The sequence below is a fragment of the Pseudomonas shirazica genome, assembly GCF_015168335.1.
Classification (GTDB): domain Bacteria; phylum Pseudomonadota; class Gammaproteobacteria; order Pseudomonadales; family Pseudomonadaceae; genus Aquipseudomonas; species Aquipseudomonas asiatica.
This window is the reverse complement of the sequence record NZ_CP063456.1, coordinates 4,811,302-4,827,543: the sequence shown is the minus strand read 5'-3', so window position 1 is coordinate 4,827,543 and position 16,242 is coordinate 4,811,302. Positions and strand designations below refer to the sequence as shown.

Here is a 16,242-nt window from a genome sequence, read left to right as displayed (position 1 = left end):
AGCTGCCGCCGCCCAGGGCTGGCATGGCAGCCCTGGGCGCGCGGTGGGTAGCTTGTCGCTTTATTGCGATTTCCTGACCCGCAGGTACCATTCCGACAGCAGACGAACCTGTTTGTCGGTGTAGCCACGCTCTACCATACGCGTGACGAAGTCGTTGTGTTTCTGTTGGTCCTCCTTGCTTGCCTTGGCGTTGAAGCTGATGACCGGCAGCAGGTCTTCGGTGTTGGAGAACATTTTCTTCTCGATCACCACCCGCAGCTTTTCGTAGCTCAGCCAGCTCGGGTTCTTGCCGTTGTTGTTGGCGCGGGCGCGCAGCACGAAGTTGACGATTTCGTTGCGGAAATCTTTCGGGTTGCTGATGCCGGCCGGCTTCTCGATCTTCTCCAGTTCTTCGTTGAGGGCGATACGGTTGAGGATTTCGCCGGTTTCCGGGTCGCGGTATTCCTGGTCCTGAATCCAGAAGTCTGCATACAGCACGTAGCGGTCGAAGATGTTCTGGCCGTACTCGCTGTAGGACTCCAGGTAGGCGGTCTGGATTTCCTTGCCAATGAACTCGATATAGCGCGGGGCCAGGTACTCCTTCAGGTAGCGCAGGTAGCGTTCGCGCACTTCCGCCGGGAATTGTTCCTGCTCGATCTGCTGCTCCAGCACATAAAGCAGGTGCACCGGGTTGGCGGCCACTTCATGCGGATCGAAGTTGAACACCTTGGACAGGATCTTGAACGCGAAGCGGGTCGACAGGCCGTTCATGCCTTCGTCGACGCCGGCGGCATCGCGGTACTCCTGGATCGACTTGGCCTTCGGATCGGTGTCCTTGAGGTTTTCCCCGTCGTACACCCGCATCTTCGAGTAGATGTTGGAGTTTTCCGGCTCTTTCAGGCGCGACAGCACGGTGAACTGGGCGAGCATCTTCAGCGTATCTGGCGCGCAGTGCGCCTTGGCCAGCGAGCTGTTGATCAGCAGCTTGTCGTAGATCTTGATTTCGTCGCTGACGCGCAGGCAGTACGGCACCTTGACGATGTAGATCCGGTCGATGAACGCCTCGTTGTTCTTGTTGTTACGGAAGGTGTGCCACTCCGATTCGTTGGAGTGGGCCAGCAGAATCCCGGAGTAGGGGATGGCGCCGAGGCCTTCGGTACTGTTGTAGTTGCCTTCCTGGGTGGCGGTGAGCAACGGGTGCAGGACCTTGATCGGGGCCTTGAACATCTCGACGAATTCCATCAGGCCCTGGTTGGCCCGGCACAGCGCGCCCGAATAGGCATATGCGTCGGCGTCGTTCTGCGGGAATTCCTCGAGCTTGCGGATGTCGACCTTGCCGACCAGGGCCGAAATGTCCTGGTTGTTCTCGTCGCCAGGTTCGGTCTTGGCGATGGCGATCTGGTTGAGGATCGACGGGTACAGCTTCACCACCTTGAACTTGCTGATGTCGCCGCCGAACTCCTGCAGGCGCTTGGTGGCCCAGGGCGACATGATGGTGTTCAGGTAGCGCCGCGGGATGCCGAACTCTTCCTCGAGAATGGCCCCGTCTTCGGTGGCATTGAACAGGCCCAATGGCGACTCGAATACCGGCGAGCCCTTGATGGCGTAGAACGGTACCTTTTCCATCAGCTGCTTGAGTTTTTCGGCCAGCGACGACTTACCGCCGCCCACCGGGCCCAGCAGATAGAGGATCTGTTTCTTCTCCTCCAGGCCTTGGGCGGCGTGGCGGAAGTAGGACACGATCTGGTCGATGCACTCTTCCATGCCATGGAAGTCGGCAAAGGCCGGATAGCGGCGGATAACCTTGTTGGAGAAGATTCGCGACAGTCTGGAGTTGGTTGAGGTGTCGATCAGCTCCGGCTCACCGATGGCCAGCAACAGCCGTTCGGCCGCCGATGCGTAGGCACTGCGATCCTCTTTGCACAGCTCGAGGTACTCCTGCAGCGAGAGTTCTTCCTGGCGCGTAGACTCGAAACGTTGTTGGAAGTGGCTAAAAATACTCATGACGTCACCTCGCTCGATACGTGGAGACGACGCCGGATCAGTCAGCTGATGCTGGCATGCAACCGGGGCTGCCGATTGCTGTATACCCCCCAGAACACCCTTTAACGCTACCGATGACCCGCACGCCGGTGTACCGGCTCTCCCCTTTTTCTGGATGGCCTGCGCTTAAGAATAGTTGGTTATCCGCAAGGTCAAGGGCGAGGCGTGGAGAAGTTGCGAACGACCGTTCGTCAGATAAGCCGCAAGCCCGCATGGGGCGCGGGCTGCAGTAAAAATGAAAAAATTATTCGGCAGTGCCCTGGGCGGTTTCGGCCGGGTAGGTGGCGCGCCACAGCTCAAAGCCGCCGTCGACGCTGTATACGTCCGAGAAACCCTGGTTCACCAGATAGGCCGCAGCGCTCTGGCTGGAATTGCCGTGGTAGCACACCACCAGGGTTGGGGCGTCGAGGTCGGCATTGCGGATGAACTCGGCGACAGAATGGTTATCCAGATGCTTGGCGCCAGTGATGTGGCCGGCGGCAAAGGCCTGCGGGTCGCGAATGTCGACGACTACCGCACCTTGCGCGCGAAGGGCCAGGGCCTGTTCGGGATGGATGCGCTTGAATTCGCTCATGGGTACGGCTTCCTTCAGGATTGATCGTTCAGTGTAGGCGTTTGGGTGGGAAGGCGTAAGTTGCCGTCGTCGCTGCAGTCACAGCGGTGGTATTCGCCGCTGTCGACGTTGTACAGGGTCATGGCACCGCCCCATACGCAACCGGTGTCCAGGGCGATGATGCCGGGCTCGTCGACCTGCCCCTGCAGGGCGGCCCAGTGGCCGAAGATGATCTTCACGTGGCGTGAGCGGCGGCCTTTGTGTGCGTACCAGGGCTTGTAGCCCTTGGGGGCGGTATCCAGGCCTTCCTTGCTCTTGAGGTCGAGCTTGCCCTCGGCGGTGCAGAAGCGCATGCGCGTGAGGCAGTTGGTGATGACCCGCAGGCGTTCGATGCCGGTGAGGCTCTTGCTCCACTTGTTCGGCTCGTTGCCGTACATGCCGTCCAGGTACAGTTTCAGGCGCTCATCGTCACGCAGCACTTCCTCTACCTCGGCGGCCAGTTCCAGGGCTTTGCCCAAGGTCCATTGCGGTGGAATACCGGCGTGAACCAGCGCAATGCCACGGGGTTCGTCGTAATGCAGCAGCTTTTGCTGGCGTAGCCAGTCGAACAGCTGATCGGCGTCCGGTGCTTCGATGATCTCGCGCAGTGTGTCGCTTTTCTTCAGGCGTTCGACGTTATGCCAGACGGCCAGCAGGTGCAGGTCATGGTTGCCTAGCACGCACACCAGCGACTGGCGGATCGAATAAAGGAAGCGCAGGGTTTCCAGTGACTCGGGGCCGCGGTTGACCAGGTCGCCGACCAGCCACAGGTGGTCGACGGCGGGGTTGAAATTGACCCGTTCGAGCAGGCACTTGAGTGGCTGCAGGCAGCCCTGCAGGTCACCGACGGCATAGGTAGCCATCAGTGCAGCGCCCCGGGCACCGCCAGGCGGAAGGGGGCGATCTCGGCATCGAAGCGTTTGCCGTCTTCGGCGAACATCTGGTAGCTGCCCTGCATGGTGCCCACGCGGGTGCTGATGACCGCGCCGCTGCTGTAGGTATGGCTCTGGCCCGGGTCGATATTGGGCTGCTGGCCGACCACGCCGGCGCCACGCACCTCCTCGACCTCGCCGTCACCGTTGGTGATCAGCCAGTGGCGCGACAGCAGCTTGGCCTTGAGCGAGCCATTGTTCTGCACAGTGATGGTGTAGGCGAAAGCGAAACGACTGTTTTCGGGGTCGGATTGTTCTTTGAGGTAGCGGGTCACGACGCTAACGTCGATTTTATAGCGAGGGTCGGACATGCAAGGGCCTTGGGCAAACTGACGCAGTAATGCAGTCTAGGCCATTGGGAGGGGTGAGGGCCAGCGGTGAGGGGCTTGGGGGTTTGTGTTGTCTGTCCCGGCCCTTTCGCGGGTAAACCCGCTCCTACCTGGAGAGCATGGGTTTCAAGGTATGCACAGGACCTGTAGGAGCAGCCTTGTGCTGCGAAGAGGCCATTACTGTCGAAGAAAATCCTTCTTCGCAGCACAAGGCTGCTCCTACAAGGTACTACGCAGATTTTGAGGGCTGTGCAGTACCTGTGGGAGCGGGTTTGCCCGCGAAGAGGCCGGTACAGGCGATATCAGGCTTGCTGATCGGCCAACTGGTCAGCCAGGCGCACGAAGGCGGCCAGGTCCAGCTGTTCAGGGCGCAGGCTGCCATCCACGCCGGCAGCTTCGATGGCCGTGCTGTCGAGCAGGCCTTTCATGGTGTTGCGCAGGGTCTTGCGACGCTGGTTGAAGGCTTCGCGTACCACCTGCTCCAGCAGCTTTGCGTCCTTGGCCGGGTGTGGCAGCACTTCGTGCGGCACCAGGCGGACGATGGCCGAGTCCACTTTCGGCGGCGGGTTGAAGGCGCCCGGGCCAACGTTGAACAGGTGCTCGACCCGGCAGTGGTACTGCACCATTATCGACAGACGCCCCCAGTCACCACCGCCAGGGCCGGCGGCCATGCGCTCGACCACTTCCTTCTGCAGCATGAAGTGCATGTCGCGGATCAACCCGGCATGGCTGAGCAGGTGGAAGATCAGTGGGGTGGAAATGTTGTAGGGCAGGTTGCCCACCACCTTGAGGCTGCGCGGTGGCACGCCTAGCTGGTTGAAGTCGAACTTCAAGGCGTCGCCCTGGTGCAGGCGGAAATTGCTGCGGTCGGCGAACTTGTGCTGCAGGATCGGCACCAGGTCCTTGTCCAGTTCCACCACGTCCAGTTGTGCCCCGCTGCCCAGCAGGCCTTCGGTCAGGGCGCCCTGGCCGGGGCCGATTTCCAGCAGATGTTCGCCGGCCTTGGCGTTGATGGCACGCAGGATGCGGTCGATGATGCCGGCGTCGTGCAGGAAGTTCTGGCCGAAGCGCTTGCGCGCCCGGTGTTGGTATTGCTCGTTCATGGTCGGTTCTCGGCCATCTGGTAGGCGGTTTCCAGCGCGACGCGCAGGCTGCCGGTGTCGACCTTGCCGGTACCGACCAGGTCGAGGGCGGTGCCGTGGTCGACCGACGTGCGGATGATCGGCAGGCCCAGGGTCACGTTGACCGCAGCGCCGAAGCCTTTGTACTTGAGTACGGGCAGGCCCTGGTCGTGGTACATCGCCAGCACCGCGTCGCAGTGCTCCAGATATTTGGGGGTAAACAGGGTATCGGCCGGCAGCGGCCCGCGCAGGTCCATGCCTTCGGTGCGCAGGCGGGCCAGGGTCGGCTCGATGATGTCGATTTCTTCGCGGCCCAGGTGGCCGCCCTCGCCCGCGTGTGGGTTGAGGCCGCACACTAGGATGCGCGGGTTGGCAATGCCGAACTTGTCGCGCATGTCGGCATGCAGGATACGGGTTACACGCTCGACGCGCTCGGCAGTGATGGCGTCGGCAATGTCGCGCAGCGGCAGGTGCGTGGTCACCAGGGCCACGCGCAGGCCACGGGTGGCCAGCATCATCACCACTTGTGCGGTGTGGGTCAGCTCGGCAAGGAATTCGGTATGCCCGGAGAAGGCGATACCGCTTTCGTTGATTACGCCCTTGTGTACAGGGGCGGTGATCATCCCGGCGAAATGCCCTTCCAGGCAGCCTTGCCCGGCACGGGTCAGGGTTTCCAACACAAACGCGGCATTGGCCTTGTCGAGCTGGCCCGGCACTACCGGGGCCGCCAGGGGGGTATCCCAGACGTACAGGCTACCCGCTGGCGCCGGCTGCTCGGGCCATAGGCCCGGCGCTACCGGCAGCAGGTTGACGGCCAGCCCCAGCTGCGTGGCCCGCTCGGCGAGCAGGTCACGGCTGGTGATGGCGATCAGGGGGTGGGGCTGGGCGTCTGCGGCGAGCAGCAGGCACAGGTCAGGGCCTATGCCGGCCGGCTCGCCGGGGGTGACGGCGAAGCGCAGGGGCTTCACTGGGCGGCCTGGTCAGCGCCAGGCAGCTTGATTTCAACGTAGGCCTCGTCGCGGATCTGGCGCAGCCAGGTCTGCAGCTCTTCGTCGTACTTGCGGTTGCGCAGTACGTTCATGGCCTGTTGCTCACGAGCCTGTTCGGTGCTGTCGGTGGCGCGACGGCCCAGCACTTCCAGGACATGCCAGCCGTACTGGGTCTTGAACGGACGGGTGACCTCGCCTTGGGCGGCGTTGGCCATCTGCTCGCGGAACTCCGGTACCAGGCTGTTCGGGTCAACCCAGTTGAGGTCGCCGCCGTTGAGCGCCGAACCCGGGTCTTCCGAGAAGCTCTTGGCCAGCTCACCGAAGTCTTCACCGTTCTTGATGCGCTCGTACAGGCGCTCGGCGAGTTGCTCGGTGGCCGCCTCGCTGCGGATCTCGCTCGGCTTGATCAGGATGTGGCGAACGTGCACTTCGTCACGCAGCACGTTCTCGCTGCCACCGCGCTTCTCCTCGAGTTTGAGGATGATGAAGCCGTTGGGGATGCGGATGGGCTGGGTAATTTCGCCAACCGGCATGCTGCTGAGCATCTTGGCGAAGTCTGGTGGCAGCTGGCCGGCTTTACGCCAGCCCATCTCGCCACCTTCCAGGGCGTTTTCGCTGGCGGAGCGGGCAATGGCCATCTGGGCGAAGTCCGCGCCCTGCTTGAGCTGCTGGTACACATCGCCAACCTGGCGCGCGGCGGCCTGGATGGCTTCCGAATTGGCCGCTTCCGGGGTCGGGATCAGGATGTTGGCCAGGCGGTACTCTTCCGACATCTGCATCTTGCCAAGGTCGGAGTTGAGGAAGTTCTTCACTTCCTGCTCGGAGACCTGGATACGCTCGGCCACGCGGCGCTGGCGCACGCGGCTGATGATCATCTCGCGCTTGACCTGCTCGCGGGCGTCGTCGAACGACATGCCGTCACGAGCCAGGGCGGCGCGGAACTGGTCCAGCGACATACCATTGCGCTGGGCAATGGTGCCCATGGCCTGGTTCAGCTCTTCGTCGGTGATGCGGATGCCGGAACGCTCGCCGATCTGCAACTGCAGGTTCTCGACGATCAGGCGTTCCAGCACCTGCTGATCCAGCGCACCGGCAGGCGGCATGCCGCCGCCACGCTTGGCGATGGTTTGCTGGACCTCGCGGACACGCTGGTCCAGCTGGCTTTGCATGACCACGTCGTTGTCGACGATGGCCACCACGCGATCAAGAGGTTGCACCGCGGCATGCACCGCGCCACTCAGCAATGCAACGCCCAGCAACGCCGGGCGCAGTCGATCAATAAGCTTGGTCTTCACGTTCACGATAACCTTGAATGCCTTGGTCGAGGAAAGATTCGACCTTGTTGCCGACTACACCACCGAGGCCTTTCAGGACGATCTGAAGGAAGATGCCGTGGTCGCCTTTTTCGTTCGCCGGGAGGGCTTGGCTGAAGTCGTCGTAGTCGATCCAGTAACGGTTGATCAGACGCAGCTTCCAGCAGCAGTTGTCGTACTCGAAACCGCCCATGGCTTCCAGGGTGCGATTGCGGTTGTAGTCATGCTGCCAGCGAGCGATGACGCTCCACTGCGGAACGATCGGCCAGATGACCGAGAAGTCATGCTGCTGGATCTTGTAGTAGTCCTTGATGTAGTTCTCGCTGCCTGGGACGCCGTAGTCGCCACCGCCCACTTTCCAGGTACCGGTCGTGGAGTCGTAGGAGATGGTGTCGTTACGGTAGCGATAACCGAGGTTGACCACTTTGTTCGGGTTGTCTTCAGGCTGGTAATGGAACATCGCGCTGCCCGAGCGGGTGCTGCGGCTGTCCGGGTCCCAGTTGAAGTCCGAATTGAAGCGCCAGTCGCGGTTGAAGTAGTAGTTGTACACCAACGCGTATGGCGACACATCGGACTGCGAGTCGCTGCGGGTACGGTAATCGATACCAGGGAGCTGAACTTTGCGGTCCTTGAAATAGAAAGCCTGACCGATGCTGAAGTTCTGGCGTTCGAAACCGTTTTCTTCGATCCAGCGGGTGGTCACGCCCAGCGACAGCTTGTTCTCGTCACCGATGCGGTCGGTGCCGCTGAAGCGGTTGTCGCGGAATAGCGAATCGTAGCTGAACAGGGTTTCACCCGAGTCGAACAGCGGGATGTCCTTCTGGTCCTTGTACGGGACGTAGAGGTAGTACATACGCGGTTCGAGGGTTTGCTTGTAGTTGGTGCCGAACAGCGAAGTTTTGCGGTCGAAGTACAGGCCGCTGTCCACGCTGAAGATCGGTACGTCGCGGTTCAGCGAGCTGTTGTAGCTGCCATACGCTGGGTTGGCCGATTGCGCGATAGCCTGGGTTTTACCCTGGCTGTCCAAGTCCAGATCGTAGTGGGTATACGCATATTTCAGCTTGGGGGTCAGGAAGCCGTAGCTGGCTTCCATCGGCAGGCTGATCGATGGTGCGACGTTGAAACGGTTGCCGTTGGCGCGGGCGATGCCGCTGACGTTCTGGTCCAGGCGGCGACCAGGCGCACCCGCCGAAGTGTCGGGAAGGCCATCTTCGTTCAATACGAAGTCGTCTTTCAGGTCACGATCGAAACGGACTGCCTCGGTTTCGTAAGCAATATTGAGCCCACCTGGCTCGTACGGCAGCTTGCCATTGAAGGTAATCTGCGGCAGGCGATCATACGGGGTGATCTTCGAGATGGTCGCCATTTCGTAGGCATGCACATTCAACCGTGCGGTGTAGCTGTCACCACGGTAGGTCAGTGCACCCTGCTGGTTCAGCAAGTCCTGGGTTTCAATACCGATCTGGTCGGATTCCAGGTCCTGGAAGTAGAACGGATCGCTGATGTCGGTGTAGTCCACTTCAGCCATCAGGCGCTCGTCCAAGCCGCCCTTGTGCTGCCAGTTGACCATCCAGCGCTGCTCTTTGTAGTCAGTCTGGTCTTTACGGTCGTCGTTCTTGTCGTTGAGGTACGCGCCACCGAACTGGCCTTCGCTGGAAGGCGTCAGGTAGCGGAACTCGCCTTCCATCAGCAGGCCGCGCTTGGTCATGTAGCGCGGATACAACGTGGCATCGTAGTTCGGCGCCAGGTTGAAGTAGTACGGCGTGACCAGCATGAAGCCGGTATCGCTGGTGCTGCTGAACGATGGCGGCAGGAAGCCGGACTGGCGACGGTCGTCGATCGGGAAGTAGATGTACGGTGTGTAGAACACCGGGAAATCCTTGACCCGCAGCGTAACGTTGGTCGCGGTACCGAAACCGGTGGCCGGGTTCAGGGTGATGTTGTTGCCCTTCAGCTGCCAGGCGTTGCTGCCCGGTTCGCAGGTGGTGTACGTACCGTCCTTGAGGCGGATGATGGCGTTCTCGCCACGCTTGGCGTACAGGGCACTGCCGCGGATGTGCGACTTGTGCATCACGTATTCGGCGTTGTCGACCTGGGCCTCGCCCGTGTCGAGCTGGATCTGTGCCTCGTCACCGACCACCAGAGAACCGTTGTCACGGATCTTGACGTTGCCCTTGAGCTCGCCACGGTTTTCGGTCTGGTAGAGGTTGGCCTCGTCGGCCTCGGCCTGCATGCTGCCCTGGCGCATCACCACGTCACCGGCGAGGGTAGCGATCTGCTGCTCTTGCTGGTACTTGGATACCTTGGCGTTGATGTAGGTCGGCGACTCGTCCTTCGGCGTGGTGTCGGCCATGCCAGGGCGGGTTGGCTCGATGTAGGCGCCTCCGCAGTACGGGCCGGTTTCGGCCAACTGTGCGGCAGTGAGCTTTTCACGCGGAACCCAGTCCAGGTGGCTGTAGTCTTCGCTACGCGACTTCAGGCCACGGCCCTTGGCCTCGGTGACCAGCATCGGCCGGTCCGCGGTTTCGCCTTCGCTCGCGGCTTCGGTGCCGGTGCTGACGGCAGCACCCTCGTGCACCGGGCGCGGCGGCAGGTTGTTGGTTGGGGTCTTGGGCTTGCAGTCCCAACCACCGGAGGCGGACACTTGGCAGTCGAACTGTTCGGCTGCCACCACGTAAGACGTGGCCAGAGGTTGCAGGGCCAGCAGACCGCCGGTTACCAGCAACGGAAACTTTCTACGAAACGCGGGGGATTTCAATGCCATCTTATTAGTCCGGGCTTCCTGCGTGCCATCTGCCCGCGTGTGGGGCCGCACGCCTCTCGATGGTCTGAAAAAGATGCTGGATAATAAAGCATGACCCGCTTGACGGCTAGGGCCGTCGGAGACCCTTGTAATGCCTGAACACGATGTACGCCTGCAACAACTGACGGTCTGGCTCGATGAGCAGCTCAATGATCTTTTCCGGAAAAATGCCTGGGGCGACGTGCCTGCAGGCAGCTTGACCGCGGCCAGCAGCGACGCCAGCTTCCGCCGTTATTTCCGCTGGCAGGGTGCCGGCCACAGCTTCGTGATCATGGATGCACCACCTCCACAGGAAAACTGCCGACCGTTCGTCGCCATCGACCACCTGCTGGCCAGCGCCGACGTGCACGTGCCGCTGATCCATGCCCAGGACCTGGAACGTGGTTTCCTGCTGTTGGGTGACCTGGGCCACCAGACATACCTTGATATCATTGATGCGGACAACGCCGACGGCCTGTTCGCCGATGCCATCGACGCACTGCTGGCGTTTCAGCGCCTGCCGATGGACGCGCCGTTGCCCAGCTACGACGATGCGCTGTTGCGCCGTGAAGTTGAGTTGTTCCCGGAGTGGTACGTGGGTCGTGAGCTTGGCCTGGCCTTCAGCGATGCCCAGAAATCCACCTGGCAACGAATCAGCCAGCTGCTGATCGACAGCGCACTGGCCCAGCCCAAGGTGCTGGTGCACCGAGACTACATGCCGCGCAACCTCATGCAGAGCACGCCCAACCCCGGCGTGCTGGACTTCCAGGATGCCGTGTATGGCCCGGTCACCTACGACATCACCTGCCTGTTCAAGGACGCGTTCCTCAGCTGGCCGCAGGCGCGGGTCGAAGGCTGGCTGCGCGACTACTGGCAGAAGGCGCAGGCTGCCGGCATCCCGGTGCAGGCCGATTTCGAGGCGTTCCAGCGTGCCAGCGACCTGATGGGTGTACAGCGCCACCTGAAGGTGATCGGTATTTTCGCCCGTATCTGCCACCGTGACGGCAAACCCCGTTACCTGGGCGACGTACCGCGCTTCTTCGCCTATATAGAAGAAGTGATCAGCCGCCGGCCCGAATTGGCGGAGCTGGGTGAGCTGATTGCCGAGTTGCAGGCCGGAGCGCGTGCATGAAGGCAATGATCCTGGCAGCGGGCAAAGGCGAGCGCATGCGCCCGCTCACCCTGCACACCCCCAAACCGCTGGTCCCGGTCGCCGGCCAGCCATTGATCGAGTACCACCTGCGGGCCCTGGCTGCGGCGGGCGTCACCGAGGTGGTGATCAACCATGCCTGGCTCGGCCAGCAGATCGAGGACCACCTGGGTGACGGCAGCCGTTTCGGCCTGAGCATCCGCTATTCGCCCGAAGGAGAGCCGCTGGAAACCGGCGGTGGCATCTTCAAGGCCCTGCCATTGCTGGGTGACGCGCCGTTCCTGTTGGTGAACGGCGATGTCTGGACCGACTACGACTTCGCGCGCCTGCAGGCTCCCCTGCAAGGCCTGGCTCACCTAGTGCTGGTCGACAACCCAGGCCATCACGGCCGCGGCGACTTCCGCCTGGTGGGTGAGCGGGTGGTCGATGGTGATGATGCGCCTGGCACGCTGACCTTCAGTGGCCTTTCGGTGCTGCACCCGGCGCTGTTCGAAGGCTGCCAGCCTGGCGCCTTCAAGCTGGCGCCGTTGCTGCGTCAGGCCATGGCTGCGGGCCAGGTCAGTGGCGAGCACTACCGTGGGCACTGGGTTGATGTCGGTACGCTCGAACGCTTGGCCGAGGCCGAGCGCCTGATCCGCGAGCGTGCCTGACATGTGGTGGCCAAGCACGGTGATTGGTGTCGGTGCCGGCTTTGCCGTTGCCAGCATCCCCGGGGCCTTGCTCGGGGCGTTGCTCGGGCAGGCCATGGACCGTCGCCTGCGTTTGCAAGGCTGGGAGGACATGCGTGAACGCCTGGGTGGGCGCCCGGCGTTGCAGGACGACGAATTGCTGTTCGTGATGCTCGGGCGCCTGGCCAAGTGCGATGGCCGGGTGGGCGAGCAGCATATTCAGCAGGCGCGCCAGGAGATGGTGCGCCTGGACCTGGCCGAAGAGGCTCGGCTGCGTGCGATTGCTGCGTTCAACCGCGGCAAGGCGGGCAAGGACCGGCTGGGTGGGCACCTGCGGCGCATTCGCCAGCAGCCGCATGCGGCCGAAGGTACCCTGCGTGCCTGTTGGCGCATGGTCTGGGCCGACGGCAAGATGGGCAACAAGGAGCGTGAACTGCTGCTGGACTGGGGGCAGAAACTGGGCCTGAGCCGGCGGCAGGTGCAGGCCATGTCGCTGGAGTACGAACCACGCAAGGCGGCGGGGCCGGAAGGGGTCGCCATGACCTATGCGGCGGCGTTGCGCTTGCTGGCGGTCGAGGCGGATACCGATGGCGACAAGGTCAAGCAGGCGTATCGTCGGCTGGTCAGCCGGCACCACCCGGACAAGCTGGCGGGTACTGGTGCCAGTGAGTCGCAGGTGCGTGAAGCAACCGAGCGGACCCGGGAGCTGCATCAGGCTTATGCCATGATCCGCAAGCGGCGCGGGCTTTGATGGCCCTATCGCGGGCAAGCCAGCTCCCACAGGTATTGCACTGACCCTGAACACTGTGGTGTACCTGTGGGAGCTGGAGTGCCGGCGACAGGGCCATCATGGCAAACCTTACCCCTGCGGACTCATCCACCCCCGCACCCGGCGGAACAGTTGCTCCTGCTCGGCCGCCTTGTTCCCCGGCATGGCAATCAGCGACAACTGCCGGTACTTGTTGTCCTTCTGCCGCTTGCTGGCCTGCAGGCGCTGTGCGGCTGCATTGCGGTCACTGCTGCGGGTGGCGTAGTAGATGTCGGCAGTCGGCACTTTCAAGGTTGGCGCCAGGCTTTCCAGGTCATGCTCCACCCGTGCTGGTGTCTGCGCGGCAACCATTACCAGTTTCTGCACCTGTGGTGGCTGCCTCTCGCTCAGATAGCGGGCCGCCCAATATGCGCCGCTGCCATGGCCGATCAGCACGATGCTGCGGGCGTTGTGCTGCTGGGCAAAGGCCACCGCAGCATCCAGGCGGGCGAAAATGCGCTCGGCATCGGCTGGGTCGGTTTGTTCGCTGGCCTGTTTGGCGTCAGTGCTCTCTGCGGTGTCGGCATCGGCTGCGGTAGCCTGGGCGACGTTAGCATTGGCATCGGCCGGCATGTCCTTGGCCGGGGCGCTTTCGCCCTTGTCTGGCTCCGGCTCGGTAGCCGGCTTGGCCTCGACTCGCGCCTGCGGGCTGTCGGCGAGCAGGTCAGGCAGGCTGATGCTGAGGCTGTGCCAGCCGATATCGGGGAACTTCTGCCGCAGCGGGCCGACCGCATTCGGCCAGTCAGCCGTTTCGCCAGCCCCCGGGACGATGATGACCGCGCCCTGTGGATCGCTGTCGTTGGCTGGTTTCCACAAGGCCAGGAAGCTGTCGGCACCGGCCTGAAGGGTCTGCTGTTCGGCCTTGGGCACCAGCCGTTCAAGTGCCTGGGCATCCTCCTGGCTGCGTTCCAGCAGCGGCGGGCGAGGAGCTTGGGCAACGGGTGCCTCGGTGGTGGTGGATGGTTTTTCGGCATCGGCGGCCAGGGCGCCGAGTGGAAGGATCGAGGCCAGGCAGCACATTGCCAGCGTCGTGCGATAAAGTGTGGACATGAGTCAACCCGGGGCCAGAATGATACCGGCAGCCTAATGGTATTTGCCCGTGACGGCCATGCTGCATGGCCGCTTTGCCAAGACGAGCGTGTAGATGAAGCGAGTGCGTCGCCTGTTGGTTATCGGCTGCTTTTGGCTGCCCTTGATTGCATTGGCAAGGCCCGAAGCGGTGCCCACGGTTGCCCTGGAACCTGCCCAGCAGCAATGGCTGGATACACATCGTAGCCTGCGTGTCGGCCTGGTGTTGCAGGCGCCCTACGCTCAGTTCGACCGGCGCCTGCAGCAACTGTACGGTGCCAACGTGGAACTGGTGAGCAGCCTGGCGCAGGCGCTGCGGCTGGACCTTACCTGGCGCAACTTCGCCGACCAGGCCAGCCTCGAACATGCCCTCCAGGCCGGCGAAATCGACTTTGCCCCGGGGCTTACCCAGACCCCTGCCAGCCTGCGTCTGTGGCTGTTCAGCGACCCTTACATGCGCGTGCCGCAACTGGTGGTGGGGCCGCGCACCGGGACGATGGCCGTGGAACTGGAAACGCTCGGAGCCGAGCAGCGGGTGGCGGTGCGCATGCCCAGCCAGCTGGCGGACTACCTGCGCGGTAACTACAGCAACCTCAACCTGCAAGGGGTACCCAACGAGCGCGAGGCCCTGCAATTGGTGGTGGGCGGCCAGGCCAGTTTCGCCGTGCTGGATGAAGCTCAGCTCAGCCGCCTGTCGCGCGAAAGCGAGTTTGGCGAGCTGGCTGTGGTCGGCGATATCGGCCTGCCGCAACTGTTGCGCATCGGTTCGCGGCGCGACTGGCCGCTGCTGGCTGATGTGCTGGAGCGTGGCCTGCAGGCGCTGCCGGCCAAGGAACTTGAGCAACTGCACCAGCGTTGGCTGCAGCCAAAGTACCCACGCTTGAGCGAGTCGACAGGATTCTGGAAGAACCTGGCACTGCTGTTCGGCTTGCTGCTGTTGTGCGCGCTGGCCACCCTGGTGTGGCAGCGTCGGCAACAGCGCCAGCTGGAGCGCAGCCTGTTGGCCACGCGCGAAAGTCTTGTGGAGCGGCAAGTGCGCGAAGAAGCGTTGCGCCTGAGTCAGTTTGCCATCGACCAGAGCACGGTGGGCATCCTCTGGGTCAACTGGGACAGCCACGTACGCTACGCCAACCATGCCGCCGAGCGCATGCTGGGCTACGGCGAAGGCGCACTGCTGGAGCGGCCGCTGAGCGACTTTGAACCCAGCCTGACCATGGATCGCTGGCTGGAGCTGTGGAAGGGCGCACGTACCGGGGCGGGCGGTGTTGGTCAGTTCGAGACGCAGTGCCGCCGGGCTGACCGCAGCCTGTTGCCGGTCGAGCTGTCGCTGAGTTTTCTGCGCTTTCGTGACTCCGAGTACCTGGTTGTGTACCTCGCCGATGTCACCGAGCGCTACCGCGCCCTGGCGGCCCTGCGCGAAAGCGAGGCGCGGCTCAAGGGCATTGCCGGCAACGTGCCGGGGCTGGTGTTCCGCCTGGAGCGCGACCCGGCCGAGGGCGACCTGGAATTCCCCTACATCAGCGAAGGCAGCGAGGCCTTGGTGGGCTATTCGCCCAGTGAGATCCAGGACCCGCAGATGGGCCTGCGCAACCTGGTGCACCCTGAGGACCGTGCCGATTACCACCGGGTGCAGGACCTGGCCTTGGCCAGCGACCAGGACTGGTCCTGGCAGGGGCGCATCCTCACCCGCCAGGGTGAACAGCGCTGGGCCGACATCAAAGCCAGTACCCGGCGCCTGGGTAACGGCCGGGTGGTATGGGACGGTGTGGTTTGGGACATCACGCAGGGCAAGCGGGCCGAGCTGGCGCTGGCCAGGTCCCAGGAGCAGCTGCGCGAACTGTCGGCCCACCTGGAAAGCGTGCGTGAGGAAGAAAAAGCCCGCATCGCCCGAGAAGTGCACGATGAACTGGGGCAGATGCTGACCGTGCTCAAGCTGGAAGTGTCGATGTGCGAGCTGGCCTTCGCCGAGCTGGACCCGGGGCTGAACGAGCGGCTGGCCAGCATGAAGCGCCTGATCGCCCAGCTGTTCCAGCTGGTGCGCGACGTAGCCACTGCCTTGCGTCCTCCGATTCTCGATGCCGGCATCGCCTCGGCCATTGAATGGCAGGCGCGGCGCTTTGAAGCACGCACGCAAATCCCCTGCCTGGTGCAAGTACCGGATAATCTGCCAGCATTGAGCGATGCCAAGGCCATCGGGCTGTTCCGTATCCTCCAAGAGGCGCTGACCAACGTGATGCGCCATGCCCAGGCCCATAGCGTGGAGATCGAACTGGTGCGTGAGCACGGGCAATTGCGCATGACCGTCAGCGATGACGGCCAGGGCTTTTGCCGCGACCAGCCTCGGCCCACCTCGTTCGGCCTGGTAGGGGTACGTGAGCGGGTGCTGATGCTGGGCGGCAGCATGGCGCTGGACAGTGAACCGGGCGAAGGCACCAGCCTGAGCGTGGCCATACCGTTGGAGTAGGAGA

The 16,242-nt window shown here is 62.9% G+C and carries 13 protein-coding genes; 4 read left to right on the top strand and 9 right to left on the bottom strand.

Annotated features, from left to right (window positions below):
• Positions 1 to 60: 60 nt before the first annotated feature.
• The 8 genes from IMX18_RS22360 to IMX18_RS22325 form a co-directional block, all read right to left on the bottom strand.
• Positions 61 to 1,983: a PrkA family serine protein kinase gene (locus tag IMX18_RS22360; RefSeq protein WP_015268718.1), complete on the bottom strand. Its 1,923-nt coding sequence runs from the start codon at positions 1,981 to 1,983 to the stop codon at positions 61 to 63.
• A 283-nt stretch (positions 1,984 to 2,266) separates the two neighbouring features.
• Positions 2,267 to 2,596: a thiosulfate sulfurtransferase GlpE gene (glpE, locus tag IMX18_RS22355; protein WP_015268719.1), complete on the bottom strand. Its 330-nt coding sequence runs from the start codon at positions 2,594 to 2,596 to the stop codon at positions 2,267 to 2,269.
• Positions 2,597 to 2,610: 14 nt separating this feature from the next.
• Positions 2,611 to 3,477: a symmetrical bis(5'-nucleosyl)-tetraphosphatase gene (locus tag IMX18_RS22350; RefSeq protein WP_015268720.1), complete on the bottom strand. Its 867-nt coding sequence runs from the start codon at positions 3,475 to 3,477 to the stop codon at positions 2,611 to 2,613.
• Positions 3,477 to 3,857: a Co2+/Mg2+ efflux protein ApaG gene (apaG, locus tag IMX18_RS22345; RefSeq protein WP_013970590.1), complete on the bottom strand. Its 381-nt coding sequence runs from the start codon at positions 3,855 to 3,857 to the stop codon at positions 3,477 to 3,479. Before apaG ends, IMX18_RS22350 begins: the two co-directional genes overlap by 1 nt.
• A gap of 320 nt (positions 3,858 to 4,177) precedes the next feature.
• Positions 4,178 to 4,978, bottom strand: a complete 801-nt coding sequence (gene rsmA, locus IMX18_RS22340; protein ID WP_100413376.1) for a 16S rRNA (adenine(1518)-N(6)/adenine(1519)-N(6))-dimethyltransferase RsmA — start codon at positions 4,976 to 4,978, stop codon at positions 4,178 to 4,180.
• A complete protein-coding gene (gene pdxA / locus IMX18_RS22335) occupies positions 4,975 to 5,964 on the bottom strand; it encodes a 4-hydroxythreonine-4-phosphate dehydrogenase PdxA (RefSeq protein WP_137137866.1) in 990 nt (329 codons plus the stop codon). Before pdxA ends, rsmA begins: the two co-directional genes overlap by 4 nt.
• The gene (locus tag IMX18_RS22330) at positions 5,961 to 7,280 is read right to left on the bottom strand and encodes a peptidylprolyl isomerase (protein WP_054573706.1); all 1,320 of its coding nucleotides are present in this window, start codon (positions 7,278 to 7,280) and stop codon (positions 5,961 to 5,963) included. Before IMX18_RS22330 ends, pdxA begins: the two co-directional genes overlap by 4 nt.
• Entirely contained in the window at positions 7,261 to 10,062 is a 2,802-nt protein-coding gene (locus IMX18_RS22325; RefSeq protein WP_015268723.1) for an LPS-assembly protein LptD, read from the bottom strand. The genes IMX18_RS22330 and IMX18_RS22325 overlap by 20 nt, the downstream gene beginning before the upstream one ends.
• A 130-nt stretch (positions 10,063 to 10,192) precedes the next feature.
• On the opposite strand from IMX18_RS22325, the gene IMX18_RS22320 reads away from it, so the two are divergent.
• Genes IMX18_RS22320 through IMX18_RS22310 form a run of 3 tightly spaced genes read left to right on the top strand, consistent with a single transcriptional unit; the run spans position 10,193 to position 12,649 of the window.
• Positions 10,193 to 11,212, top strand: coding sequence for an aminoglycoside phosphotransferase family protein (locus IMX18_RS22320; protein WP_015268724.1), 1,020 nt, complete (start codon positions 10,193 to 10,195; stop codon positions 11,210 to 11,212).
• A complete protein-coding gene (murU, locus tag IMX18_RS22315) occupies positions 11,209 to 11,880 on the top strand; it encodes an N-acetylmuramate alpha-1-phosphate uridylyltransferase MurU (protein WP_015268725.1) in 672 nt (223 codons plus the stop codon). Before IMX18_RS22320 ends, murU begins: the two co-directional genes overlap by 4 nt.
• Before the next feature lies 1 nt (position 11,881).
• A complete protein-coding gene (locus IMX18_RS22310) occupies positions 11,882 to 12,649 on the top strand; it encodes a TerB family tellurite resistance protein (RefSeq protein WP_015268726.1) in 768 nt (255 codons plus the stop codon).
• Positions 12,650 to 12,757: 108 nt separating this feature from the next.
• On the opposite strand, the gene IMX18_RS22305 is transcribed toward IMX18_RS22310, so the two are convergent.
• A complete protein-coding gene (locus IMX18_RS22305) occupies positions 12,758 to 13,756 on the bottom strand; it encodes an alpha/beta hydrolase family protein (RefSeq protein WP_054573709.1) in 999 nt (332 codons plus the stop codon).
• Positions 13,757 to 13,850: 94 nt separating this feature from the next.
• Between IMX18_RS22305 and IMX18_RS22300 the strand changes: the two genes are divergently transcribed.
• A complete protein-coding gene (locus tag IMX18_RS22300; protein ID WP_100413372.1) occupies positions 13,851 to 16,238 on the top strand; it encodes a PAS domain-containing sensor histidine kinase in 2,388 nt (795 codons plus the stop codon).
• The last annotated feature ends 4 nt before the right edge of the window (positions 16,239 to 16,242 follow it).